Below are 24,002 nucleotides of genomic sequence, written 5' to 3'. Positions count from 1 at the left end.
GGCCATGAAAGTTCTGGTCATGGGGGCCGGCGTCGTCGGCGTGACGACCTCCTATTATCTCGCCAAGGCAGGTTTCGACGTGACGGTTCTCGACCGTCAGCCGGGTCCGGGCCTCGAAACCAGCTTCGCCAATGCCGGCGAGGTGTCGCCCGGATATGCCTCGCCATGGGCCGGTCCCGGTGTTCCGGCGAAGGCGGTGCGATGGATTCTCGACCAATATGGTCCGCTCGTGGTGCGGCCGCAGCTCGATCCCGCGATGTGGCGCTGGCTGATCCAAACGCTGCGCAATTGCACCGCCGCGCGCTATGCAATCAACAAGTCGCGAATGGTTCGGGTCGCCGAATACAGCCGAGACTGTTTGCGGGCCCTGCGCGCCGATATCGGCATCACCTACGATGATCGCAGCCAGGGCACGCTGCAACTGTTCCGGAAACAGTCGCAGCTCGATGCCATCGGCGGCGACGTGGAGATTCTGCGCCAGTACAATGTACCCTTCGAGGTGCTGGATCGTGATGGCTGCGTGCGCGCCGAGCCAGGGCTCGCGGCGGCGCGGGTTTCGTTTGTCGGTGGCTTGCGCCTGCCGGATGACGAGACCGGCGACTGTCATCTGTTCACGCAACGCCTGGAGAAAGTCGCAGCCGATCTTGGCGTGCGTTTTGTGTACGGTGTCACAATCAAGACGATCGATGTCGCGGGCGGCCACGTTGCCCAGGTAACGACGGACAAGGGGGTGTTTTCGGCCGACACCTATCTCATGGCGCTTGGCAGCTTTTCGCCCTTGCTGCTGCGGCCGCTGGGCATCGACATTCCGGTCTACCCGGTCAAGGGTTATTCGATCACCGTGCCGATTGCGGATGAAGCGGCGTCGCCGCAATCGACCGTCATGGACGAAAGTTACAAGGTTGCGATCACGCGGCTTGGCGACCGTATTCGCGTCGGCGGCACGGCGGAGGTCGGTGACTACAAAGTGAGACTTCGGTCGGATCGTCGAGCGCCGCTCGATCGTTCTCTGACGGACCTGTTTCCGCGCGGTGGGGATATCGCTCGATCGACATTCTGGAGCGGCTTGCGGCCAATGACTCCTGACGGTCCTCCGATCATCGGCCCGACACGGCTCAACAATCTGCATCTGAACACCGGCCACGGCACGCTGGGTTGGACCATGGCATGTGGCGCCGCGCGCATCGTGACCGACCAGATCGCGGGATTAAAACCGGAGGTGGCGGCGGAAGAGCTCTCGATCCGGCGCTATCAATAGGTGTCGTCGGTGCGATGCTGAACGGGCGCGGATGCGCGCGAAGAGAACTCCTGGCAGCCTGCGAATTGCCAAAGCGGTTTTGAAGATTTTGCGAAATCAGAAGCCTTATCCGTAGACCGCGGCGACAAAGTCAATAAATGCGCGCCCGACCGTCGGCCGATCCTGGAATTGCTAATGGTGTCGATCGATATCAGCGAGGTCCGCTTCGCTTAGCCGGTCTCTCTCAGTCCGGCGAGCGCCGTAAGCTTCAGCGCAATCCAAGTTCTTTAATTGAATTATATCATGTGCTTTCCAGAAAGGACGATTTTCGTCGCGTTCTGGAAAGCCGGATTTTGCGCATGAACGGCAAACCACCGTCGTCAGGCGCACGAATAGCAAAAACCCCTGTCATACATGCCGATCGTCACCGCTGTCGGTTTTGGATCATATCCGCAAAAGTTCGTTTCCAGGGCGGAGGGCGGGGCTTGTCCGGCGGAGGACAAGCGGTTCAATTTCCGGAGGCGCTTGACTAGTTCTAAAAAAGAACTGTAATGAGATTGCAGGATGGCCGACCGCAACGGCCACGACGTGTCGGCCAGACACGCATCACAGGGCGAGACGCCGCGGTTACGGCCAGGGAGGAATTCATGTCAGGGCAGTTGTTCAAGCTTGTATCGGCAGCGCTGGCGCTCGGGCTCGCGCTATCCGCACCGGCGTTCGCAGCGGATGCGCCAGGCGTTACGCCGACCGAGATCAAGATCGGCGGGGTGTTTCCGCTCAGTGGCCCCGCGTCGTCAATCGGCGTCGTCGCCAAAGGGGTTCTGGCCTACGTTCAGTCGATAAACGACCGCGGCGGGATCGATGGGCGCAAGATCAACTACATCGCAATGGACGATGCCTACAGCCCTCCGAAAGCGGTGGAGCATGTCCGCGAGCTGGTTGAAAGTGACGAGGTCGCGTTTATCTTCAGCCAGCTTGGAACGCCTGGAAATACCGCGTCCGCAAAATATCTGGCGCTCAAAGGCGTCCCATCCATCGCCCTTATCAGCGGATCGAGCAAGTTCACCAACGTCGCGGCTTTTCCGTTGTCGACGACGGGGCTCGTCAGTTTCGATACAGAAGGAAAAATCTACGCCAAATACCTGACCAAGGTGCTGCCAAACGCGAAATACGCAATTCTTTATCAGAACGACGATCTCGGCAAAGATTACGTCAACGCCTTCAAGGCCTTCCTCAAGGACGATTTCGACAAGAGAGTGGTGACCGCAGCCTACGAGGTGAGCGACCCGACCGTCGACTCGCAGGTCGTAACGCTGAAGAGTTCCGGTGCGGAAGCGCTCTTGGTCGCGGGCACGCCGAAATTTGCGGCTCAGGCTATTCGCAAGGTAGCCGAAATCGGATGGAAGCCGACGTTGATTGTCGATTTTCCATCGAGTTCGGTATCGTCAACGCTCAAGCCGGCCGGCTTTGATAAAGCCGTCGGCGTGATCGTGGGAACGTTCATCAAGGATCCGACCGATCAGAAATGGGATGATGATGCCGGCATGAAGGGCTACCGCGCCTTCTTCGCGAAATATCTGCCGGGGTCGGATATCGGAGATACCAATTATTTGACAGGCTATCAGCAGGGTCTGATACTCGAGCAGATCCTCAAGCAGTGCGGCAATGATCTGTCCCGTGAAAATATCGTCAAGCAGGCCAAAAACCTGAAGGATCTGGTGCTTCCGACCGCCATGCCGGGCATCTCGATCAATACCAGCGCGACCAACAACATGATCTGGACGCAACTGCAACTGCAGCGTTGGAGCGGCACGAACTGGCAGCAGTTCGGCGAAGTGCTCGACCTCAAGTCTGAATGACGTGATGTCCGCGATCTTCCCGCTAACGGTCAAGCAGCCTGCTTGCGTGTCCTGGTTTTCGCGGGCTTGTCGGCCGGAATCCTTGCTGCGCGTGCACCGGGGCCGGGATGAGTATGGACTTCCTTGGCCAGCAGCGGCTCGCCGCATTCGGAGCACACCATCACGGGATCAAACATCTTCCCGCACTTGCGATGCTCGTGCAGCAGCGGTCGTCCGCGCTCGTCGACCATGTGGGTGTCGCCCCAATGCACCAGCGCCATCATGACCGGATATAGGTCGAGTCCCTTTTGGGTCAGGATGTATTCATGCCGCTTCGGCGACTCCTGGTACGGAATGCGCCGCAGGACGCCCTGCCGGACCAGCTTCTTCAACCGCTCGGCGAGCAGATGGCGCGTAATCCCGAGCGCGGATTGAAATCCCTCGAATCTCCGGGTGCGCAGGAAGCATTCGCGCAGGATCAGAAGAGTCCAGCGATCGCCGATTACGCCAATGGTCCGGGCCAGCGAACATGGCTCCTCCTCCAGGGCGTCCCACTTCATTCCTGCTCTCCAGTCATCGCAACACGTTGAGGATTCCCTCGAATCGACCAGGGAACCGCGGCCGTCATGCCATTCTAAATAGGCACTCAGGGAGATACAACCACCCGAGGAGCCCTTAATCATCGAAATAACCTAGCCAAAGCAGGCCGGAATTGACAGTTCGTTTTTAGAACTGTATGAACAGATTGTAGCCAAACGCGGATGTCGGTCGCGTGCCGCCGATTCCCCATTGCGTAACGCGTGCTCCCGCAGGAGAAGCCGGTGAAGAATCCCCTGAAGGTTGAATTCCAGTTCGATTTTGGCAGTCCGAACGCTTATCTGGCGGAACTGGCGCTTCCGGCGATTGAACGGCGCACCGGCGTGAAGTTTGAGTACGTTCCGGTGCTGCTCGGAGGGATCTACAAGGCGACCAACAATATGTCGCCGGCCGAGTCGCTTCGCGGGATCAAGAACAAGCCCGAATTTCAGGCGCTGGAGACCCAACGGTTTATTCGCCGCCATAACATCACAAAATTCCGTTCGAATCCGTTTTTCCCGGTCAACACGCTGATGCTGATGCGAGGTGCCGTCGCGGCCCAGTTCGAGGGCCTGTTCGAACAGTATTTCCGCGCGGCCTATCATCACATGTGGGAAGAACCGAAGAAGATGGACGACCTCGAAGTCTTTCGCAGCGCGTTTATCTCGTCGGGTATCGATATCGACAAGCTGATCGCGCGCGCGCAGCAGGACGACGTCAAGAAAAGACTGATCGATTTGACGACGGACGCGGTCAGCCGCGGGGCCTTTGGCTCGCCAACGTTCTTCGTCGGAGAGGAAATGTTCTTCGGCAAGGACCAGCTCCGCGACGTCGAGGAGTCCATTGTCGATCAGACCCGCCAGCTTGTCTCCAAAACGGCCTAGGGAATTGCGGCCTGCGAACGTCAGGTCGATGTCCGGGACTTGCACGACGGGACTGGATTGTCGTCGGGTTCGATAGCAAAAGAAAACTCAAGGAGGATGTCATGCCCGGCCCACTCAATGGTGTTCGCGTACTCGATCTGACGGGCGTGGTCTCAGGGCCGTTCGCGACCATGTTCCTGGCGGACCAGGGCGCCGACGTTCTCAAGATCGAACCGATTGGCGGTGACATCACGCGTCGCAGTCGCGCCACCATCGACAAGATCGGGGAATTTTCCGCGCTGTTTATCTCTTCAAATCGTGGCAAGCGCTCGCTGTCGATCGACGTCAAGAGCACGGTTGGTCGCGAGGTCCTTGCCAAGCTCGTCGCGCAGGCCGACGTCCTGGTGCAGAATTTTCGGCCTGGCACCATGGATCGTCTGGGCCTGGGCGCCGAGGAATTGCGCCAGCGTCATCCGCGCCTGATTTATGTATCGATCAGCGGCGTCGGCGATACCGGACCTTATGTGAAAAAGCGGGTTTACGATCCGATCGTCCAGGGGCTGTCGGGCTTCGCCGATATTCAGTCGCAGCCGGTGACCAATCGTCCGCAAATGATCCGCACCATCGTCTGCGACAAGACCACCGCGGTCTTTACCGCCCAGGCCGTGTCCTCGGCACTCTATGCGCGCGAGAAAACGGGGCAGGGCGATCACATCCAGGTCGCGATGCTCGACGTCATGATCTCGTATCTCTGGCCGGAAGGCATGATGCAGTACACCGTGGTTGGTGCAGAAGCCAAGGCCGCCGATCCCAATGATCGTCCGGATCTCGTGTTCAAGACCAGTGACGGCTACATCACCGCCGGCACGATCTCGGATTCCGAATGGCAGGGCTTCTGCAAGGCCTCAGGCGATCCGGAGCTTGCCAAGGATCCGCGGTTTGCGACACCATCGGCGCGTTCGGTCAATGCCACGGCCCGCATCAACAGGATGGCGGAATATATTGCCCAGCATACCACCGCCGAATGGCTGGAACGGCTTGATGCCGCAGATGTTCCCTGCGCGCCGATTCTGCGTCGCGGCGAGATCATCGATAACGAGCAGGTGGTTGCGCGCGGCATCATTGCGGAACTCGATCAACCGATGGTCGGACGGATACGGCAGCCGAAGCCCGCAGCCCGCTTCGAAACTAATCCGGCTTCCATCGGAGGACCGGCGCCGCGCGTCGGTCAGCATTCGCGCGAAGTGCTGCGCGAGTTGGGCTACGATGATAGCGCCATCGACCAGATGATCGGCGACCGCGCGGTGCGCGCGGCCGTCTGAACTGAGCCGTCCCGCGCGACCGGGTGGTGGCTTTCAGATTTTTGCCAGCACCGGGGTAACCGGCGCCAGCGGCACGTTTGCCGCCTTGGCGAGCTGGTAGGCCTCTCGCGTCTGGATGCGCTTGAGATAAGGCTGTGCGTTGTCGCAAATTCCGACGCCGTAGGCGATCGCCCATTCCAGGCAGGTCGTGAGCAGGATATCGGCGCTGGTGAATTTGTCGCCCATCAGGAACTGCCTGTTATCCGAAAGCGCGACCTCGACGTGACGCAACTGCTCGCGAAAATATTCACCGGCCTTGGCAACGACATCAGGCGCAACGCCATAGATCGGGCCGAGCGCGTCAGCCCGATGACGGCGCATCACATAAAGGCTTGTGGAATCCAGCTCCGCCACAATGAAAAAGCACCACTCCAGCCAGGCGGCATATTGGCGCGGCGTTTCCGGAATCAGCGAGCGCTCCGGCGTCGAATACATACTCGAAAGGTAAGCAACGATCGCAGCACTTTCACCAATGCAGAAGTCGCCATCCTGCAGCAGAGGGACCTTTTGGCGGGGATTAAGTTTGGTGTATTCCGCAGTCTTGGTCTCACCGGTCCGCGGCCCGATAGGATTGGTTTTGTACGACAAGCCCAATTCGTGCATGGCCCAGTGAGGGCGAATGGTGCGGCTCGTTCCAACTCCCCACAGGGTGAGACTCGGTGCTGCGCTCATTTTACCATTTCTCCACCGATGGACGGAGATCGAGCTCATGGGTCCAGCCGTCCCTGGTTTGCTGATGCGCGAACCAATAGGCCTCGGCGATGGAAGATGTCTTCGTCAGGCTGTCCGGCGGGATATCGCTGGCCTCGATCCCTCTCGCCGCTTTCATGCGCTGATGAATAGCCTCGCTATCCACGCCGGCGTCGATGATCAGGTGGGTGACGTGAATGTTCTTCGGACCCAGTTCACGGGCCATCGCCTGTGCCACAGCGCGAAGCCCGAATTTCGCCGACGAAAATGCCGCAAAACCCAGGCCGCCACGGACGCTGGCCGTCGCGCCGGTAAAGAAGATCGTTCCCCTCCCGCGCGGAAGCATCACGCGCGCGGCCTCGCGGCCGACCAGGAATCCGGCGAAGCAAGCAAGTTCCCACGCCTTGAAGAACAGTTTCTCGGTTGTATCCAATAGCGGCTTGTTGACGTTCGATCCGGCATTGAAGAGGCAGACCTCGATCGGCCCGATGTTCTGTTCGACGTCGGCAAACAGCTTCTGAACTTCAGCTTCCTGACGGGCGTCGACGCTGAACGCGTGAATGCCGTGGCCCTCGGCTTTCAGCTCGTCGACCAATGCCTGGGACTTGGCCGCATCACGCCTGCCAATGCAGACCGTATAACCGCCCTTGGCAAAGCGCCTGGCGACGGCCGCGCCGATGGCGTCGCCCGCGCCGACTAACATTGCTACGCCGCGACTTTTAGCCATCCTCGCTCCCTGTAAGTTCTTATTTGATACTATATTGATATCCGGCCTCGCGGTCGTTGTAAATGGGATTTGTCAATCAGGAGCGATCAACAGGCTTCGATGGGGGTTGCTCACCAAGCGGTGAAGATACTCCGGCCAGAATAGAGATTGACGAGTTCTAAAAAAGAACGTTAACTGAGGCTATGAATAAGGCCGCATGAAAGGCGGCGCGATTCACATCGGGAGGTTGGCGTTGGCGAAATTGTCGGAACCGATCGACCTTGCCGAGATTGTCGCCGGGCTTCCGGGCCGCATTCATCAAGTCGCGGACAGCTATGTTGCCGAATTTCCCGACCGCATGGCGCTGATCGAAGACGGCGCGTCCTGGACTTATCGCGAACTGGATCGGCGGGTCACCGAGATCGCGACTGTTCTCGCGTTGCTCGGCATCAGGGCCAGCGATCGGATGATCATTGTCAGCGAAAACTGCATCGCGCTTGCCGGGCTGTTGTTGGCGGCGAGCCGGCTCGATGCCTGGGCGATCGTCGCCAATCCGAGATTGTCCGCCCGCGAGTTGGATCAGATCCGCGATCACAGCGGTGCGCGCCGGATGTTTTTCGCCTGCGGTGTTTCGAAGGAAGCCGCGGCTCACGCGTCGCGCTATGGCGCGGAGATCCGGCAACTGGGGCCGTTAGCGGAGATCGGCGTCAGCGCGTTGAACGAAAGCGCAACCGCCGAGCCGGTCGAAGCCGACCCGGCCAAACAGGTTGCGGTGCTGATCTACACGTCGGGAACGACAGGCACGCCCAAAGGCGTGATGCTGACTCACGAAAACCTGCTGATCAGCGCGAAGACCACCGCGCACTTCCGCAGGATGGATGCCGACGACAAAGTCTATATCGTGCTGCCGATCTCGCACATCGTCGGTATCTCGCTGCTGATCATGACCCTGATGGTCGGCGCGACGGCCCGCCTGGTCAGCAAATACGACCCGGCTGCCCTCGCCAAGGCGATCGCCGAGGAGCGCGTCACCATCCTCAACGGAGTGCCAGCGACCTATCAGCGCCTGCTGGAATACAAGACCGTTGCAGGCCTGAAGCAATTCGACCGCGGATCGCTGCGCCTGATTGCAGTCGCCGGTGCTCCGCTCGATCTTGACCTGAAATCGCGCGTCGAGCGGGAATTCGGCCTGTCACTTTCAAACGGCTACGGCATTACCGAGTGTTCGCCGGGCATATCCGGCGTGCGCTTCGATGCGCCGCGCAATGATCAGGCGGTCGGAACGCTGCTGCCGGGCATCGAGGCCCGGATCAAGACCGTGGACGGAAAACCGGCGCCGAACGGACAGGTTGGCGAACTCCACGTCCGCGGCCGCAACGTGATGCGCGGCTATTACCGGGCGCCGGAGCTCACGGCAAAAGTGATCGACGCCGACGGCTGGTTCAACACCGGCGATCTCGCGCGCTTCGAAGGCGATTGCCTTTATATCGTCGGCCGCACCAAGGAAATGATCATTCGTTCGGGGTTTAACGTCTATCCGGCGGAGGTCGAAGCCGTTCTCAACTCACATGAGGATGTGGTGCAATCCGCCGTGGTGGGCCGCTCCATCAATGGAAACGAGGAAGTCGTCGCTTTCGTTCAGCTCATGCAGGGCTCGCCGGTCCAGGCTGCCGATCTGATGGCTTTCATCAATCCGCAGCTTACTTCGTACAAGCGGCCGTCGGAAATCATCGTGCTCGATACCTTGCCCGCAACCTCGACCGGCAAGATCCTCAAGCATAAGCTCGCGGAGTCCCTGCAAGGCGCGTGATCGCGACAGGGATCAGCCGGCAAGACGCCGTAGCCAGTCCGAAATGACAGATTTAACCTGACCGGGAGAAGACCCTTGCAGAAGAGAAACGCGACCGTGGCCGTGATCGGCGCCGGCGACTATATCGGCGGCGAGATCGCAAAGAAGTTTGCTTCAGAGGGATTCACGGTGTTCGCCGGGCGCCGTAACGGCGCCAAGCTCGAACCGCTGGTAAAGCAGATCGAGGCTGCGGGCGGAGAAATTCACGCGCGTTCGCTTGACGCGCGCAAGGAAGAGGAAATCGTCTCCTTCCTCACCGACGCCGATAAACACGCTCCGCTCGAAGTCTGCATTTTCAACATCGGTGCCAACGTCAACTTCCCGATTCTGGACACCACCGAGCGCGTGTTCCGGAAGGTCTGGGAAATGGCCTGCTATTCCGGCTTTCTCGCCGGCCGTGAAGCCGCGCGCCTGATGTTGCCGCGCGGTAAGGGCAATATCTTCTTCACCGGCGCGACCGCCAGCCTGCGCGGTGGAACGGGCTATGCGGCGTTCGCCAGCGCCAAGTTCGGCCTGCGCGCCGTTGCCCAGGCCACCGCACGTGAATTGGGTCCCAAAAACATCCACGTCGCCCATCTCATCATCGATTCCGGGGTCGACACCGAATGGGTGCGCCAGCGACGGATCGAGGCGTTGGGGCCGGACGCGCTCAATAACCCGGACCTGCTGATGCCGCCGTCGTCGGTCGCGGAATCCTACTGGCTGCTTTATCAGCAGCCGCGCAGCGCCTGGACCTTTGAGCTGGAAATCCGTCCCTTCGGCGAGAAGTGGTAACGGGAGCGTTGCTGTGGAACTGAGCCTTTCCAGCGAGGAGGCCGCGTTTCGCGACGAGGTGCGCGCTTTCATCGCGGCGAACTATCCGCCGGAAATGCGCGTTCCCAATCCCGAGACCGACCTGACCAAGGAGCAGATGCTGCTGTGGCACCGGATCCTCCACAAAAAGGGATGGATCGCGCCGCTTTGGCCGAAAGAATATGGCGGGCCCGGGTGGTCGATCACGCAGCGCTTCATCTTTGAACAGGAGACCTCGCGCGCCGGCACGCTGCCGCCGCTTGCATTCAGCGTCACCATGGTCGGCCCGGTCATCTACACATTCGGTAGCGATGCGCAGAAGAGGAAGTTCCTGCCGCGAATCCTGTCGGGCGAGGATTGGTGGTGTCAGGGGTATTCGGAGCCGGGCTCGGGATCTGACCTCGCATCGGTGCGCACCAAGGCGGTGCGGGATGGCGACCACTACATCGTCAGCGGCCACAAGACCTGGACGACGCTGGCGCAGCACGCGGACTGGATCTTCTGTCTGGTGCGCACGGATCCCACCGCAAAGGCTCAGGCGGGCATCTCATTCCTCCTGATCGACATGACGTCGCCCGGGGTCACCGTGCGTCCGATCATCACCATCGATGGATCGCACGAGGTCAACGACGTTTTCCTCGAAGACGTGCGCGTCCCCGTCGAGAACCTGATCGGTGAAGAAAACAAGGGCTGGACCTACGCGAAGTTCCTGCTCGGCAACGAGCGCACCAGCATGGCCGGCATCGGTCGTTCGACGCGTTACCTCAACGGCCTCAAACAGATCGTGAAGGCCGAGATCGCCGAGGACGATCCGGCCTTCGGTGAATTCATCAGGGACATTGCGCGCGTCGAGCTCGATCTGCTCGCGCTGGAGGCGACCGAGCTCCGCGTGGTTGCCCAGATGTCACGCGGCATCGATCCAGGGCCCGCGGCCTCGCTGTTCAAGATCAGGGGCACCGAGATATTCCAGCGCATCACCGACCTGACCCACCGCGCGCTCGGCAATTACGGTCTGGCCATTCGCGAACATCCGGCAGGCGGCAATCATTTCATGCCGGGGCCGGATTACGGGCACACCGCATCCGAGAAATATCTGAATTCACGCAAGCTCAGCATCTACGGCGGTTCGAACGAGATCCAGCGCAATATCATCGCAAAAGCGGTGCTGGGTCTGTAACCGCATCGCACGAGGCGTCCGATGGACATCAGGTTTACGGAAGAACAGGAATTACTTCGAGGCAGCATTCAGCGGCTGCTGCGCGACCAATACGATTTCGATGCGCGCCGCGAGATCATCGCAACTGACGCGGGATGGAGCCGCAAGCACTGGAATGCTTTTGCCGAGCTTGGCCTGTGCGCGGCGCCGTTCCAGGAAAGTTCCGGTGGTCTTGGCGGCGGACTGCTGTCGACCATGATCGTCATGCAGGAGTTCGGCCGCAATCTGGTGGTCGAACCCTATTTCGAGACCGTGGCGCTCGCGGGCGGACTGATCGAGGAAGCCGGCTCGCAGGCGCAGCGCGATGCGTTCCTGCCGCAGATCATGGCCGGTGAAGAGATATGGGCGCTGGCCTGGGCGGAGGGACGCTCGCGCTACGATTTGAATAACGTCACGAGCACGGCGCGGCGGCACGGCGATAGCTATGTTCTGAGCGGCACCAAGGCAGCGGTGATTGGCGCGCCATGGGCCGACAAGCTGATCGTCTCGGCGCGGACATCGCGTGGCCCGCGCGATCGCAGCGGCGTGAGCCTGTTTGTGGTCGATCGACAATCGGCCAATCTGCACCTGCAGAGCTTCAAGACAATCGATGGCCGGCGCGCCGCCGAAATCACATTGATGAACGTGCATGTCCCGGCCGACCAATTGCTCGGCATGGAAGGCGAGGGCGTCACCGCGCTGGAAGCCTGCCGTGATCGCGCTATCGCGGCACTCTGTGCCGAAGCCGTTGGTGCGATGAGTCAGCTAAATTCGGCGACGCTCGAATACAGCAAGATGCGCAAGCAGTTCGGCGTTGCGCTCGGGTCGTTTCAGGTGTTGCAGCACCGCATGGTCGATATGTTCATCGCGCTCGAAGAGTCGATCTCGTTGACCCAGCATTTGAATCTCAGCCTGGTGAAGAGGGATCCGCACGTCTCGAAACTGGCGTCCGGCGCAAAGTCGAAAGTCGGCTCTGCCGCACGCTTCGTCGCCGAGCAGGCCATCCAGCTTCATGGCGGCATGGGCATGAGCGACGAGCTCAACGTCGGTCACTACTTCAAGCGGATCGCGTCCATCAATGTCCAGTTCGGTGATCCCACCTATCATCTGATGCGGTACGCGCAGCAAAATGATTCCCAAAATGATTCCGATGTCTCGTCAGAAGCGGCATTCGATGTCGCGTCCAACCACAGGTGAGAAATGACTGATGCAGTGATCGTCTCGACGGCCCGCACGCCGATCGGCAAGGCCTACAAGGGAGCGCTCAACAATACCGAAGGCGCGACCATGCTGGGGCACGCCATCTCCTCGGCCTTGTCGCGAGCGAACATCGAAGGCGCCGAGGTAGAGGATGTCGTGATGGGTTGCGCCATGCAGCAGGGCACCACCGGCGGCAACATCGCGCGCAAGGCGCTGCTGCGTGCCGGACTTCCGGTGAGCGTCGCCGGAACCACCATCGATCGGCAATGCGCCTCCGGCCTGCAGGCGATCGCGCTCGCCGCGCGCTCGGTGATCTTCGATGGCGTTGCGGTGGCTGTCGGCGGCGGCGGCGAATCCATCAGCCTGGTGCAGAACAACCAGATGAATATGTTTCATGCCGTCGATCCGGAACTGCTCGCCATCAAGGGCGACGCCTACATGGCGATGCTGGACACCGCCGAAATCGTGGCGAAGCGTTACGATATCTCCAGGGAGCGTCAGGACGAATACAGCCTGGAGAGCCAGCGCCGGACCGCATCGGCCCAGCAGGGCGGTCGTTTCAACGACGAACTGGCGCCGATCAAGACCACCATGGCGATCACGGACAAGGCGACCGGTGCGGTATCCTACAAGCAGGTGACGCTTGCGGCGGACGAAGGTCCGCGTCCCGATACGACCGCCGAAGGTCTTGCCAGCGTCAAGCCGGCCAAGGGGCCGGGTTTCACCATCACCGGTGGCAACGCCAGCCAGCTCTCGGACGGCGCAAGCGCCGCGGTCATCATGAGCGACAAGCTTGCCGCGCAAAAAGGCCTGAAGCCGCTCGGTATCTTCCGCGGCTTCGTCGCGGCAGGCTGCGAGCCCGACGAGATGGGCGTCGGTCCCGTCTACGCGGTGCCGCGTCTTCTCAAGCGGCATGGGCTCTCGGTCGACGACATCGATCTCTGGGAGCTGAACGAGGCTTTTGCGGTACAGGTGATCTACTGCCGCGACAAGCTCGGCATCGATCCGGAAATGCTCAACGTGAACGGCGGTTCGATCGCGGTCGGTCATCCCTACGGCATGACCGGCGCGCGCCTGACCGGGCATGCGCTGATCGAGGGCCGCCGGCGCAAGGCGAAATACGCCGTTGTCACCATGTGCGTCGGTGGCGGCATGGGAGCCGCGGGCCTGCTCGAAATCGTCCATTGACCTCAGCGCAGACAGACGGGAGCCATTCGTGAAAACAGCAATCACTGAAATGTTCGGCATCGAACATCCGATTATCCAGGGCGGAATGCATTATGTCGGGTTTGCAGAGCTCGCCGCTGCAGTGTCGAATGCCGGCGGCCTCGGGATCATTACCGGATTGACGCAGAGGACGCCGGAATTACTGGCGAAGGAAATCGCCCGCTGCCACGACCTGACGGACAAGCCGTTTGGTGTGAACCTGACCTTTCTGCCGACGTTTAGCGCGCCGCCCTATCCGGAATACATCGCGGCGATCAGGGAAGGTGGGATCAGGATCGTGGAAACCGCCGGGCGCAGCCCGGAGCAACTCATGCCGGCGTTAAAGGCTGGCGGCATCAAGGTCATCCACAAATGCACGTCGGTTCGGCACTCGCTGAAGGCCGAGCAGATCGGCTGCGATGCCGTCAGCGTCGACGGCTTTGAATGCGGCGGACATCCCGGCGAAGACGACATGCCCAACATGATCCTGCTGCCGCGTGCAGCGGAAGAACTGAAGATACCATTCGTTGCCTCGGGTGGCATGGCCGATGCACGAAGTCTGGTGGCCGCGCTGGCGCTCGGCGCCGCCGGCATGAACATGGGAACGCGCTTCATCGCCACCAAGGAAGCGCCGGTGCACGAGAATGTAAAGAAGGCCATCGTCGGCGCTTCCGAACTCGACACCCGCCTTGTCATGCGCGCGCTGAGGAACACCGAGCGCGTACTCAAGAACGCCGGCGTCGAACGGCTGCTGGAAATCGAACGCGAGAAGGGCGGCAAGCTCCAGATCGCCGACATTCACGACGAGGTTGCGGGAGTCTATCCCAAGGTCATGGTCGATGGCGACATGGACGCCGGTGCGTGGAGCTGCGGCATGGTGGTCGGACTCATCCACGACATCCCGACGGTCAAGGAACTGATCGATCGCATCATGGCGGACGCCGAGCGCCTGATCAGGGACCGGCTGACGGGTTTGCTCGGTGCCGAAAGCAAAGCGGCTTTGAAAGTCGCGTGAACTTCCTGTTTCGGTGGTCCGCGCGTCAATAATCGACAGGATTAAAACGGGAGCAGCGGGCATGGCGGAAGAACGGATCGAGGTCGATACCGGCACGAGCGAGCTATTATGCGAAATCAGGGACCGGGTCGCGCTCATCACGCTCAACCGCCCCGAGGCACGCAACGCCCTCTCCGACCGCCTGACACCCGCATTGCGGCGCGTGATCAAGCAATGCGGCGATGATCCGAAGGTCGGCGCGCTGCTGATCACCGGCGCCGGCACCGCCTTTTGCGCCGGAGGCGATGTCAAGGGCATGGGGAGCAATGCAACCAAGGCGGAAGTGCCGATCGAACAGCGCGTCGCCGACCTGCGAATAAAGCAGCGCACCCTGACCGGCGCGCTTGTGGCGGTGAGGAAACCGACGATTGCCGCACTGCCCGGGCCTGCGGCAGGCGCCGGGCTTGCGCTCGCGCTGGCCTGCGACATCCGCATCGCCGGCGAATCTGCGATCATGACCACGGGATATGCCCGCATCGGACTGACGGGCGATTACGGCATCGCCTGGTTGCTGACGCGGCTTGCGGGAACATCGCGGGCGCGCGAACTGATGTTCCTGTCGGAACGGATCGACGCGCGTCGCTGCGAGATGCTTGGTCTCGTCAACCGCGTTGTGCCGGATGCCGAACTTCGCGAGACAGCCTTTGCGCTGGCGAAGTCTCTGGCCGAGGGCCCGTCGATCGCCCTGGCCTACATCAAGGACAATCTCGACCACGCCGTGACTTCGGACTTTCTCGATTCGATGGATCAGGAGGCCGACAACATGGTGCGCGCGGCACGGACGACCGATCACAAGGAAGCGGTGCGTGCCTTCATCGATAAACGCAAACCTGCATTCAGCGGGCATTAAGCGATAGCGAGGCCATCTTCATGACTGACAAGCCCATTGCCATTGTTACGGGTGTCGGCCCCGGCACCGGGTCCGCGATCGTCCGGCGTTTCGCCCGCGGTGGATTTCGCGTGATCGCCCTGGCCCGCTCGCCGGAGCGCATCCGCGAGCTTGAGCAGGAGCTTCCGGATACTCATGCGATGATCTGCGATGTTTCGAACGAAAGCCAGGTCGCCGACACCGTCGCGAATGTGCGCAAATTGTACGGCGCTCCCGATGCCCTCATCCATAACGCAGTGGGAGGAGGGTGGGGAACGTTTCTCGAAATCGACCCGCAGATGCTCGATCGGAATTTTCAGGTGAATGTCATGGGTCTGTTGTATCTGGCGCGCGAAGTCGCGCCGGATATGATCAAGGCAGGCAAAGGCACGATCCTGGTCACCGGCAACACTTCCGCCATTCGCGGCAAGGCAAATTTTTCCGGCTTCGCGCCGACCAAGGCCGCCCAGCGCATTCTATCGGAATCGATCGCACGCGACCTCGGACCGCGCGGTATCCACGTTGCCTACGTGCTCATCGATGCCGTGATCGATGTGCCGCGCATGCGCGAACGTCTGCGCGAAGCGCCTGATGAGTTCTTCATCAAGCCATCTGCAATCGCCGACGAATTGTGGCACCTCCATAATCAGGATCGCTCGGCATGGTCATTTCTGACCGAGCTTCGTCCGTTCGGCGAAAAGTGGTGAGATTGAAGCGCAGGGGTCGCAGCGGTACGAGCCTGAAACACGAATGCGTAAACGCGACCGGCCGAGAAGGCCAGATCCGAAAGAGGCGATCATGACTGAACATGTGAAAACCGAATTGGCCGAAGGCATCATGACGTTGACGCTGGCTCGCGCTGACAAAAAGAACGCCTTGAGCAACGCGATGTACAGCGCCTTGTCGGATGGGCTGGAGCGCGCGGAGAAAGATCCGGCCGTGCGGGTGATTCTATTCCAGGGCGACGGGGATAGTTTTACCGCCGGAAACGACCTTGCCGATTTCAGCGCTCAGGCCAACGGCAAGGACACCGGCGAGAGCGAAGCATTTCGATTTATCAGCAATCTCGGCAAGGCGACCCGCCCGCTCATTGCCGCTGTGCAAGGCAACGCGGTTGGTGTCGGCACGACGATGCTGCTGCATTGTGATCTCGTGTTTCTTGCCGACAGCGCCAAGCTGATGACGCCGTTTGTGAATCTGGCGCTGGTTCCGGAGGCGGCATCGAGCTGGCTTTTGCCGGCGCGGATCGGGCACGTCCGAGCCTACGCCATGTTTGCGCTGGGTGAACCTCTCGATGCAGCCACCGCATTGGCTTGCGGTTTGGCCAATGCCGTGGTTCCGGCCGCGGAGTTGCGCGCCAGGGCCCGGGCGGCTGCCGAAGCGCTGACCAAGCGGCCGGCGGGCTCGCTCAGCCACACCAAAGCGCTGATGCGCGACATGGACAAGATCGCGGCTCAAATCAGCCGGGAAAGCGCATTGTTTCGCGAGCGTCTGCAGACCGGGGAAGCGCGCGAGGCCTTCGCAGCATTTGCCGAGCGTCGTAAGCCTGATTTTTCGAAGGTCGGCGGATAAATCGCGATCGTCCAGTTAAAACAGCGCTGATCAACCTAGCAATCAGACAGAACTGATCGCGCTGCTGTCGCGGACGCCGTGCGATTTGCGCAGGCCGCGGGCGATGCCGCATGAAATGAAAGTGATCATTTAATCAATCAAGATGAATTGCAAAACGCAAGTCATCTTGTAGGCTGACTGAAACAAAGAAGATTGGGGCGCGTCCCCGCGTCGAAAAATGGAGGTACGTCGTGTCTGAGGATGCACTCATTACGCGCGAGCAGCGCGGCAATATTTCCGTATTGACCATGGTTTATCGTCCCTACAACCTGCTGGGACCGAAGCTCATCAATGCCATCGTTGAACAGATCGAAGCGGCGAGAGACGCCGGCAGCCGTGCGATTGTCCTGCGCAGCGGCCTTCGGCATTTCTCCGCCGGCGCCGATCTCGATATTTTCGACAAGCGTGTGGAGCAGGGTAGCGGAGATTCAGGCAACGAAAACCGTCGCCTGAACGGAGTGGAGTTTCTCCGTTTCATGGAATTGCTGCCGATCCCGTTGATCGCGAGTGTCCATGGCGTGTGCCTCGGCGGTGGTCTCGAACTGGCGCTATCTTGTGACTACGTCATCGCGGCTAATTCAGCGAAGATCGGTTCGGTGGAGGCGACGCTTGGGCTGCATCCATTGCTCGGCGGCATTCAGCGTCAGGTCCAGCGTATCGGCGCGTTGCGCGCCAAGGAGATGTCCATGCTCGCGCGTCGCTATGACGCGCCGACGCTGGAGAAGTGGGGCCTGATCAATCTCACGGTTCCGGAAGAATCTCTGGAAAAGGCGACGATGGCGATCGCCGAGGAATTCGCGCAAGGTCCGACGCTGGCCCACGCCGCGACCAAGGAGCTCGCCCATATCGCCGTCAATGATGGTGTGGCCGCCGCCGACGAAGCGATGGCAAGGGTGCAGGCGCCGATCTGGGCGTCGGAAGATCTGAAAGCCGGCCTCGCCTCGTTCCGCAAGAACGGTCCTGGCCTTGCCAAATTCGTGGGGCGCTGATCATGAGCGGCCCTCTCAGCGGAATTCGCGTCGTCGACTTCTCCCGCGTGCTTGCAGGCCCGCTGTGCGCGCGGACATTGCAGGACCTCGGCGCCGAGGTGATCAAGATTGAACCGCCAAGCCCGGATGTCTCGCGCTTTGCGTTTCCGTCGACGGACGGTATGTCGGGCTATTATGCCCAGCAGAACGCCGGCAAGCGCAACGTCAGCATCAATCTGAACATTCCCGGCGCACATGATCTGGCATTGAAGCTCTGCGATACCGCCGATGTCGTGGTGGAGAATTTTCGTGCGGGGACGCTTGGCTTCTTCGGTCTTGATTACGAAACCCTGTCGAAGCGCAACCCCCGGCTGATCTACGCATCGATCACCGGTTACGGCCAGGGCGGCCCCTGGCGCAGCCGGATGGCTTACGCGCCGACCGTACAGGCCGAGGCAGGTTTCACCGAGAATAGCGTGCGCCATTATGGCGAGGCCTTGAAGGAGCCGCGTACCGACAGCCTGTCGCATGCCGACGTCTATGCCGGGTTGCAGGCGGTCATTGCCATCCTCGCGGCGCTCAACAGCCGGCAAACGACGGGACAGGGACAATACATCGACGTCGCGATGGCCGCGACCCTGCTTGCGGTCAACGAACGCGCGCATGTCGATCTGTCGGATGACGACATCGGAGCGGAGCCCGCAGTGCTCGGCGCCACCGATTGTTCCTTCTTCACGGGACCGCAGGGCGAACACTTCACTGTCGCCACCAGCATTGTCGGCAGCCGGACGTTTCCGTCCTGGCTGCGCGCGATGCGACGTGTCGATTTGATGGACGACCCGCGGTTTTCGAACGCCGCGGCGCGCCGGCTGAACTTCGGCGCGCTGCACCAGATCATCCAGTCCTGGATGCTGACTTTCCCTGACATGGCGACGCTCGACGCGCAATTCGATGAAGCCAAGATCGCGATGGGTGAGATCCGCTCGATCAAGGAACTGTCAAAGTCGGATTGGAGCGATTACTGGGGTGCAGTCCAGCTCGTTCCGGACCGCAGCGGCGGCGAATATAAGTTGCCGGGGCGGCCTTGGCACTTTTCCAGAGATGAGCTGACGCCGATCGGTACGCCGGCTTTCCAGGGCGAACACAACAGGGAGGTGTTTCGCGAACTGGGCGTGAGCGAGCCCGAGTTGCAGAGGCTGTCCGAGATCGGAGCGCTGGTTACGCACCGTCGCGTGCATGAGCCCGAGGCCGCGGTCAAACCATCGGAGCCTGCGGGGCGGGCGGCTTGATTGCACGCCACCGCGAAAGGGATAGGCGAAAGGCACTGGTCTGCTGCTATAAGCCATCCGGAATCGCCGAGTAACCAGACCGCGAGAAACCGAAACTGCGAGATACAATGTGAAGCGTTCCCGTTCTTTCAACAAGGAATGCTCGATCGCGCGTGCCATGGAGGTGGTCGGCGACCGCTGGTCGATCCTGCTGCTTCGGGAAGCCTATTATGGCATCAGGCGGTTCGATGAGTTTCAATACTATCTGGGCGTCGCGCCGAACATTCTCAGCGCGCGGCTGAAGAAGTTCGTTGATCTCGGCATGATGACGCGCGTGCCGTTGCCGGAGCACGGCGGCCGCTACGAATATGTCTTGACCGAGAAGGGGCACGACTTTCTCCCGACTTACCTCGCACTCAAGAAATGGGGTGATGACTGGCTTGCGGAGCCAGCGGGGCCGCAGGTGGTTTTCAAGGATCGTAGCAGCGGGCGGCAAATCGAATATCCGCCGCTGCTGTCGGCGCGAGGCAAGCCGCTGCAGCTCGAGGATATCGAGATTGTTCCGGGAGCCGGCGCCGTGCCTTTCAACCGAAAGCGATTTGGCGATCAGTCCGGGCCCGCAAAGGTCAAACCGAAGAGCGCGCGTCGAGTTCAGCGCAAATCCACCTAACAGGACAAATAATACTGTTGCAGGAGAGGGGTGTGGAGGCCTCGCGCGCGGCTGTCTTTCGTGCCCGCGCGGGGCACGTCTAGGCCGCGGCCCTCGAATTCCGGCGAATGGTCTGCGGCGGCTGCCCGAGGGTCCTCAGGAACGACCGGCGCATCCGTTCTCTATCGCCAAAGCCGGTTTCGTCCGCAATCACGTCCATCGAATGGCGGCCTTGCTCCATCATCAGCCGGGCGGCCTCGACGCGTAGACTCGAACTCGCGCGCGCGACGATGAAAAGGGCCGCAAATGATTGCTGGCCTTTTTCCATCCGTGATTGAAGCCTTGGCTAGTTAGACCCGGCAGCCGCTGCCGTGAAGCTGCGATCGACCGCTTTGCTTACGTCGAGCGTCTTGGAAAGAATGCCGTATCGGGTGGCTCGATCGGAGGCCTCCTGAACCTCCTTGACGATGCCTGCATCGATCACGATCGGACTGGTCCGCTGCGCGGTATAGGCGCTGAGCAGCACGTCCTCGGGAAGTTTGGTCAGATCGGCGGTAGCCTTGGCATATTCGCCAAGATGATCCAGCGACCATAGCCGTGCCTTGTTGAGCCTCTGCACCAAATCCTGCACGGCGGCTCGCTTGATCGCGATGGCCTGATCGGAAGCAACAATGAAAGTGATCGTGGGTGTCAAGCCTTCGCCGTCGGCGACGATCCGCGCATGATCCTTGATCGTCGCATAGGAAACATAGGGCTCCCAGACCGCCCAGCCATCGATGGAGCCGGCAACGAGTGCAATCTTGGCATCCACCGGGCCTAGTGGCGCGAATGTGGCGTCGTCGATTTTATGTCCTGCCTTCTCCAGCGTCGCGTCGATCAGGAATTGGCCCCAGCCTCCGCGCGTTCCGGCCAATCGCTTTCCCTTGAGATCGGCGATGCTTTTGATTGGAGAATCGTTGCGCACCAAAATGGCTTGCGTCCGGGCGTCGGCCCGGGTCCCGCCGATAGCTTTGATCGGTGCGCCCGCAGCGTCGACCGTGAGGAAAGCCAGATCTCCGGTATAGCCAACGTCCAGCGCGCCCGCGTTCAGCGCTTCGAGAATCGGCGCCGCCGCTGGAAATTCGGACCATTCGATCTTGTAAGGAAGATCTTGGGCGAGCCCGGCAATTTCCAGCAAGGAGCGATTGCCGCCCTTCTGGTCGCCAACGCGAAGCGTGACGACGTCAGATGCCAGCGCCGCCGCCGTCAGTGCAAATCCCAATAGGGCTCCAAACAGCGTGGCGCCGATAATGCGAAGGCGCCTATGCACTCTGGCTTCAGATTCGATCGTATTCATGCACATAGTCTCTCTTATTTAATTCTCGGTTTGATCGGATGATCATCCGTCAATGACGTTGAGAGCCTACGGGCGAACGAATTGTAGTCAATGAAATGGCTGACTGAATATTCGAACTCGCAAGCAACGATCGTCTCGTTACCGAAGCTGCGAAAGAAGGTTGTCGCGCAGCTTGGTATGAATGACCGTCAAACGTCCAATATCGCGCCAACGCGATTGATTTGGGTTTGTCGGCAAAGCAAAAACCGTTTCACCGCACCCGAATTGAATATTAAATTATAATTTAGAGTGGGCGCGCCACGCCGAGCTCCGGGTTCTGGTATCTTCGAATTACTTGCGAAAAAGCCGACAGCCCTGCTGACTTATCTCCATGCGGAAGCCCTTGATCGATCGTGCTAAGGTGGCTGCGCGGCTTCGCTCTTGATGATGGTTTGTTCCTGAGCTCGACAGCCTGATTCAGTTTTATTCCAGTGTTGTTTTTCTTTTTGTCTGTCGCGGCCGAATCCTGTTTCGGACGTTCACGCAAACTTCATTCCCTGTTGGAGAAACATTAAGCTACCGCTTCCGTCTCGCCAGGTGGGGCCAGCAACCGGAGAGTAAATTGACCAGTTCGACTTCGGTCCGCGTCGTGACACTATCGATCGCAGGTTTTGCGATTTCATGTGCGATGCTTTCACTGCAAGCAACGCGCGCTCAAAGCAGCGCGACACCTGCGGCTTCGGCGGCCACCCAGTATCCCGCCGAGGCTTCCTTCCTTGCCGAGAACAATTCGGCCATGGACAAGATGATGAAAGGCATGGATGCGAAGCCCACGGGTGATATCGATGCCGATTTCGCAGCCATGATGATCCCGCATCATCAGGGCGCCATCGATATGGCGTTAGCCGAACTGCGCTATGGCACGAACGAACAGCTGCGCCGGATCGCTCAGGAAATCATCGTCGAGCAGCAGCAGGAGATTAATGCCATGCATCTGGCGCTCGGTCAGCCGCTGTCGCCCGATGCACCAGCCCCTACGCAAGTTTCTTCCAGCCAACCTTTATCCACAATGTCAGACCATGCAGCGACGCCGCATGACGGCATGTCGATGATGCCGATGAAATGAGGGGTATTGCCATGAATCGTTACATGAATCGTTATCTTTTCTCTGCGTGTCTTGTCTCCGCGTGCGTTGCGGGCACAATCCTTACATATTCGCCGGCGGCTTGGGCCGGGCAGGCGCCGGCCGCCGCTTCAGCGCCGGATATTCCGCTCAGCCATCGCGATCGCGTCTACGCGGCCGAGCAATTCTCCAACACGGTGTCGGTCACCGATCCGAGCGATAACAAGCTGCTGGGCGTCATTCGCCTTGGCGATCCGCAGCCAGGCAATTTCAGCCCGCTGTACAAGGGGCAGGTGCTGGTCCACGGCATGGGCTTTTCGCCGGATCACAAGACGATCGCGGTAGTGTCGATCGGCTCGAACTCGGTCACCTTCATCGATACCGCGACGAATGCGGTGAAACACACGACCTATGTCGGGCGCTCGCCGCACGAAGCCTTCTTCACGCCTGACGGCAGCGAGGTATGGGTCACGGTGCGGGGTGAGGATTACGTCTCGGTGCTCGACGGCAAGACGTTCGAGGAGAAGACGCGTATCAAGACGCCGAACGGCCCGGGCATGCAGATATTCTCGCCGGACGGCAAGTACGGGTATGTCTGTTCGTCGTTCAATCCGGAGACCGATGTCGTCACCGTTGCCGACCATCAGATTGTCGGACGCGTTCAGCAGGCCAGTCCGTTCTGTCCCAATATTGCGGCGACGCCCGATGGCAAACAGGTGTGGTTTACGCTGAAGGACACCGGCAAGACCCAGGTGTTCAACGCCGAGCCGCCGTTCGATATCATCAAGACGCTCGATACCGGTCCGATCAGCAATCACGTCAATATCGTGCACAATGCCAACGGTACGTTTGCTTATGTAACGATCGGTGGTCTCAACGAGGTGAAGGTGTTCCGGACCGACAATTTCGAGCAGGTTGCGACTATTCCGGTTGGCAAGCTGCCGCATGGCGTCTGGCCTTCGGGTGACGGTAGCCGGGTCTATGTCGGTCTGGAAAACGACGATGCGTTGACCGCAATCGACACCATGACCAACAAGGTCATCGCGACGATTCCGATCGGACAGGCGCCGCAAGCCATCACTTATGTGCCCAACGCGGTGCCTGAAGGCGACGGCAAGCAGGATTTGCAGCCGCTGGGTCTGGCGGGGCAGGCGGCTCACCTTTTGCTGACGCCACGATCGACGACCGGTTCTTCGGGCAGTTCAGCGACCAAAACTCCGACCAGCGTCTCGCTGTTCGACCAGGGCCTAGTCCAGGTGTTGCAGGCCTCGGTCACGGGGCTTGAGCCGAAGAAGCCGTATGTCCTCGCGTTCGCGGCCAACCAGGACGGCAGCGGACAGCTGCAACCACTCGCCAAGTTCATGACCAATCCGGCGGGCTCGGCGATCGTGAATACCACCGGGCCGATCCGGCAATTGGTCGACAATGCAACGCCTTCCGAGAAGCGCTACCTCGTCATTGCCGAAGGCGACGGCGAGAAACCGGGTAGTGTCGTGCAAGTTCAGGCGCGATAACGCCTGAGCGGGGCTTGATCGCGGATTGCGAGGTTCTTGGCGAGCTGGCTATGTTGCTGGCCGGGCTTGTATTGCCGCAACCGGCATACGAAAATACGGACGTGCAGGATCGGGCGAGC

At 60.4% G+C, this 24,002-nt stretch carries 22 protein-coding genes and 1 pseudogene; 18 read left to right on the top strand and 5 right to left on the bottom strand.

Going from position 1 to position 24,002, the window contains the following annotated elements:
- Positions 1 to 4 precede the first annotated feature (4 nt).
- Positions 5 to 1,258: a D-amino acid dehydrogenase gene (locus BLV09_RS20300; protein WP_146688625.1), complete on the top strand. Its 1,254-nt coding sequence runs from the start codon at positions 5 to 7 to the stop codon at positions 1,256 to 1,258.
- 626 nt (positions 1,259 to 1,884) lie between these two features.
- On the top strand, positions 1,885 to 3,096 hold the full coding sequence (locus BLV09_RS20295) for an ABC transporter substrate-binding protein (protein WP_146688624.1): 1,212 nt from the start codon (positions 1,885 to 1,887) through the stop codon (positions 3,094 to 3,096).
- 29 nt (positions 3,097 to 3,125) lie between these two features.
- On the opposite strand, the gene BLV09_RS20290 is transcribed toward BLV09_RS20295, so the two are convergent.
- A complete protein-coding gene (locus BLV09_RS20290; RefSeq protein WP_146688623.1) occupies positions 3,126 to 3,635 on the bottom strand; it encodes a winged helix-turn-helix transcriptional regulator in 510 nt (169 codons plus the stop codon).
- A 261-nt stretch (positions 3,636 to 3,896) separates the two neighbouring features.
- On the opposite strand from BLV09_RS20290, the gene BLV09_RS20285 reads away from it, so the two are divergent.
- Entirely contained in the window at positions 3,897 to 4,535 is a 639-nt protein-coding gene (locus BLV09_RS20285; RefSeq protein WP_146688622.1) for a 2-hydroxychromene-2-carboxylate isomerase, read from the top strand.
- A gap of 101 nt (positions 4,536 to 4,636) precedes the next feature.
- Positions 4,637 to 5,836 (top strand): CaiB/BaiF CoA transferase family protein, encoded by a 1,200-nt coding sequence (locus BLV09_RS20280; RefSeq protein ID WP_146688621.1) that lies wholly within the window; start codon positions 4,637 to 4,639, stop codon positions 5,834 to 5,836.
- A 33-nt stretch (positions 5,837 to 5,869) separates the two neighbouring features.
- Here BLV09_RS20280 and BLV09_RS20275 read toward each other — a convergent pair whose 3' ends face one another.
- Both BLV09_RS20275 and BLV09_RS20270 read right to left on the bottom strand, forming a co-directional pair.
- On the bottom strand, positions 5,870 to 6,547 hold the full coding sequence (locus tag BLV09_RS20275) for a glutathione S-transferase family protein (protein ID WP_100384162.1): 678 nt from the start codon (positions 6,545 to 6,547) through the stop codon (positions 5,870 to 5,872).
- 1 nt (position 6,548) lies between these two features.
- Positions 6,549 to 7,292: an SDR family NAD(P)-dependent oxidoreductase gene (locus tag BLV09_RS20270; protein WP_146688620.1), complete on the bottom strand. Its 744-nt coding sequence runs from the start codon at positions 7,290 to 7,292 to the stop codon at positions 6,549 to 6,551.
- A gap of 232 nt (positions 7,293 to 7,524) precedes the next feature.
- Between BLV09_RS20270 and BLV09_RS20265 the strand changes: the two genes are divergently transcribed.
- The 12 genes from BLV09_RS20265 (at position 7,525) to BLV09_RS20210 (ending at position 19,952) form a co-directional block, all read left to right on the top strand.
- Complete coding sequence (locus BLV09_RS20265) at positions 7,525 to 9,081, top strand: class I adenylate-forming enzyme family protein (protein ID WP_244548764.1); 1,557 nt, start codon at positions 7,525 to 7,527, stop codon at positions 9,079 to 9,081.
- A gap of 75 nt (positions 9,082 to 9,156) precedes the next feature.
- Positions 9,157 to 9,894, top strand: a complete 738-nt coding sequence (locus tag BLV09_RS20260) for an SDR family oxidoreductase (RefSeq protein ID WP_146688618.1) — start codon at positions 9,157 to 9,159, stop codon at positions 9,892 to 9,894.
- Positions 9,895 to 9,907: 13 nt separating this feature from the next.
- A complete protein-coding gene (locus BLV09_RS20255) occupies positions 9,908 to 11,089 on the top strand; it encodes an acyl-CoA dehydrogenase family protein (protein ID WP_146688617.1) in 1,182 nt (393 codons plus the stop codon).
- 21 nt (positions 11,090 to 11,110) lie between these two features.
- Positions 11,111 to 12,304 (top strand): acyl-CoA dehydrogenase family protein, encoded by a 1,194-nt coding sequence (locus tag BLV09_RS20250; protein WP_146688616.1) that lies wholly within the window; start codon positions 11,111 to 11,113, stop codon positions 12,302 to 12,304.
- A 3-nt stretch (positions 12,305 to 12,307) separates the two neighbouring features.
- Positions 12,308 to 13,495, top strand: a complete 1,188-nt coding sequence (locus BLV09_RS20245) for an acetyl-CoA C-acyltransferase (protein ID WP_146688615.1) — start codon at positions 12,308 to 12,310, stop codon at positions 13,493 to 13,495.
- Positions 13,496 to 13,523: 28 nt separating this feature from the next.
- Positions 13,524 to 14,528 carry an NAD(P)H-dependent flavin oxidoreductase gene (locus BLV09_RS20240; RefSeq protein WP_146688614.1) on the top strand — a complete coding sequence of 335 codons (1,005 nt, stop codon included), beginning with the start codon at positions 13,524 to 13,526 and terminating at the stop codon, positions 14,526 to 14,528.
- A 61-nt stretch (positions 14,529 to 14,589) separates the two neighbouring features.
- Complete coding sequence (locus BLV09_RS20235; RefSeq protein ID WP_146688613.1) at positions 14,590 to 15,417, top strand: enoyl-CoA hydratase-related protein; 828 nt, start codon at positions 14,590 to 14,592, stop codon at positions 15,415 to 15,417.
- 20 nt (positions 15,418 to 15,437) lie between these two features.
- The gene (locus BLV09_RS20230) at positions 15,438 to 16,142 is read left to right on the top strand and encodes an SDR family NAD(P)-dependent oxidoreductase (RefSeq protein ID WP_100384153.1); all 705 of its coding nucleotides are present in this window, start codon (positions 15,438 to 15,440) and stop codon (positions 16,140 to 16,142) included.
- 91 nt (positions 16,143 to 16,233) lie between these two features.
- Positions 16,234 to 17,007 (top strand): enoyl-CoA hydratase-related protein, encoded by a 774-nt coding sequence (locus BLV09_RS20225; RefSeq protein WP_100384152.1) that lies wholly within the window; start codon positions 16,234 to 16,236, stop codon positions 17,005 to 17,007.
- Between the two features lie 230 nt (positions 17,008 to 17,237).
- Positions 17,238 to 18,035 (top strand): enoyl-CoA hydratase/isomerase family protein, encoded by a 798-nt coding sequence (locus BLV09_RS20220; protein ID WP_244548763.1) that lies wholly within the window; start codon positions 17,238 to 17,240, stop codon positions 18,033 to 18,035.
- Positions 18,036 to 18,037: 2 nt separating this feature from the next.
- Positions 18,038 to 19,303, top strand: coding sequence for a CaiB/BaiF CoA transferase family protein (locus BLV09_RS20215; RefSeq protein WP_146688612.1), 1,266 nt, complete (start codon positions 18,038 to 18,040; stop codon positions 19,301 to 19,303).
- 109 nt (positions 19,304 to 19,412) lie between these two features.
- On the top strand, positions 19,413 to 19,952 hold the full coding sequence (locus BLV09_RS20210; RefSeq protein ID WP_244548762.1) for a winged helix-turn-helix transcriptional regulator: 540 nt from the start codon (positions 19,413 to 19,415) through the stop codon (positions 19,950 to 19,952).
- Positions 19,953 to 20,031: 79 nt separating this feature from the next.
- Here BLV09_RS20210 and BLV09_RS20205 read toward each other — a convergent pair.
- Positions 20,032 to 20,217: pseudogene (locus BLV09_RS20205) on the bottom strand (helix-turn-helix domain-containing protein); the annotation flags it as partial.
- Between the two features lie 60 nt (positions 20,218 to 20,277).
- Positions 20,278 to 21,267: an ABC transporter substrate-binding protein gene (locus BLV09_RS20200; RefSeq protein ID WP_146688611.1), complete on the bottom strand. Its 990-nt coding sequence runs from the start codon at positions 21,265 to 21,267 to the stop codon at positions 20,278 to 20,280.
- A 667-nt stretch (positions 21,268 to 21,934) separates the two neighbouring features.
- On the opposite strand from BLV09_RS20200, the gene BLV09_RS20195 reads away from it, so the two are divergent.
- Complete coding sequence (locus BLV09_RS20195) at positions 21,935 to 22,372, top strand: DUF305 domain-containing protein (protein WP_146691214.1); 438 nt, start codon at positions 21,935 to 21,937, stop codon at positions 22,370 to 22,372.
- Between the two features lie 23 nt (positions 22,373 to 22,395).
- Positions 22,396 to 23,883, top strand: a complete 1,488-nt coding sequence (locus BLV09_RS20190) for a YncE family protein (RefSeq protein ID WP_146688610.1) — start codon at positions 22,396 to 22,398, stop codon at positions 23,881 to 23,883.
- Positions 23,884 to 24,002: the final 119 nt, after the last annotated feature.

The organism is Bradyrhizobium canariense, assembly GCF_900105125.1.
GTDB classification, from domain to species: domain Bacteria; phylum Pseudomonadota; class Alphaproteobacteria; order Rhizobiales; family Xanthobacteraceae; genus Bradyrhizobium; species Bradyrhizobium canariense_A.
Note: the sequence above shows the minus strand (reverse complement) of the source record. Positions and strands in the feature narration are given on the sequence as shown.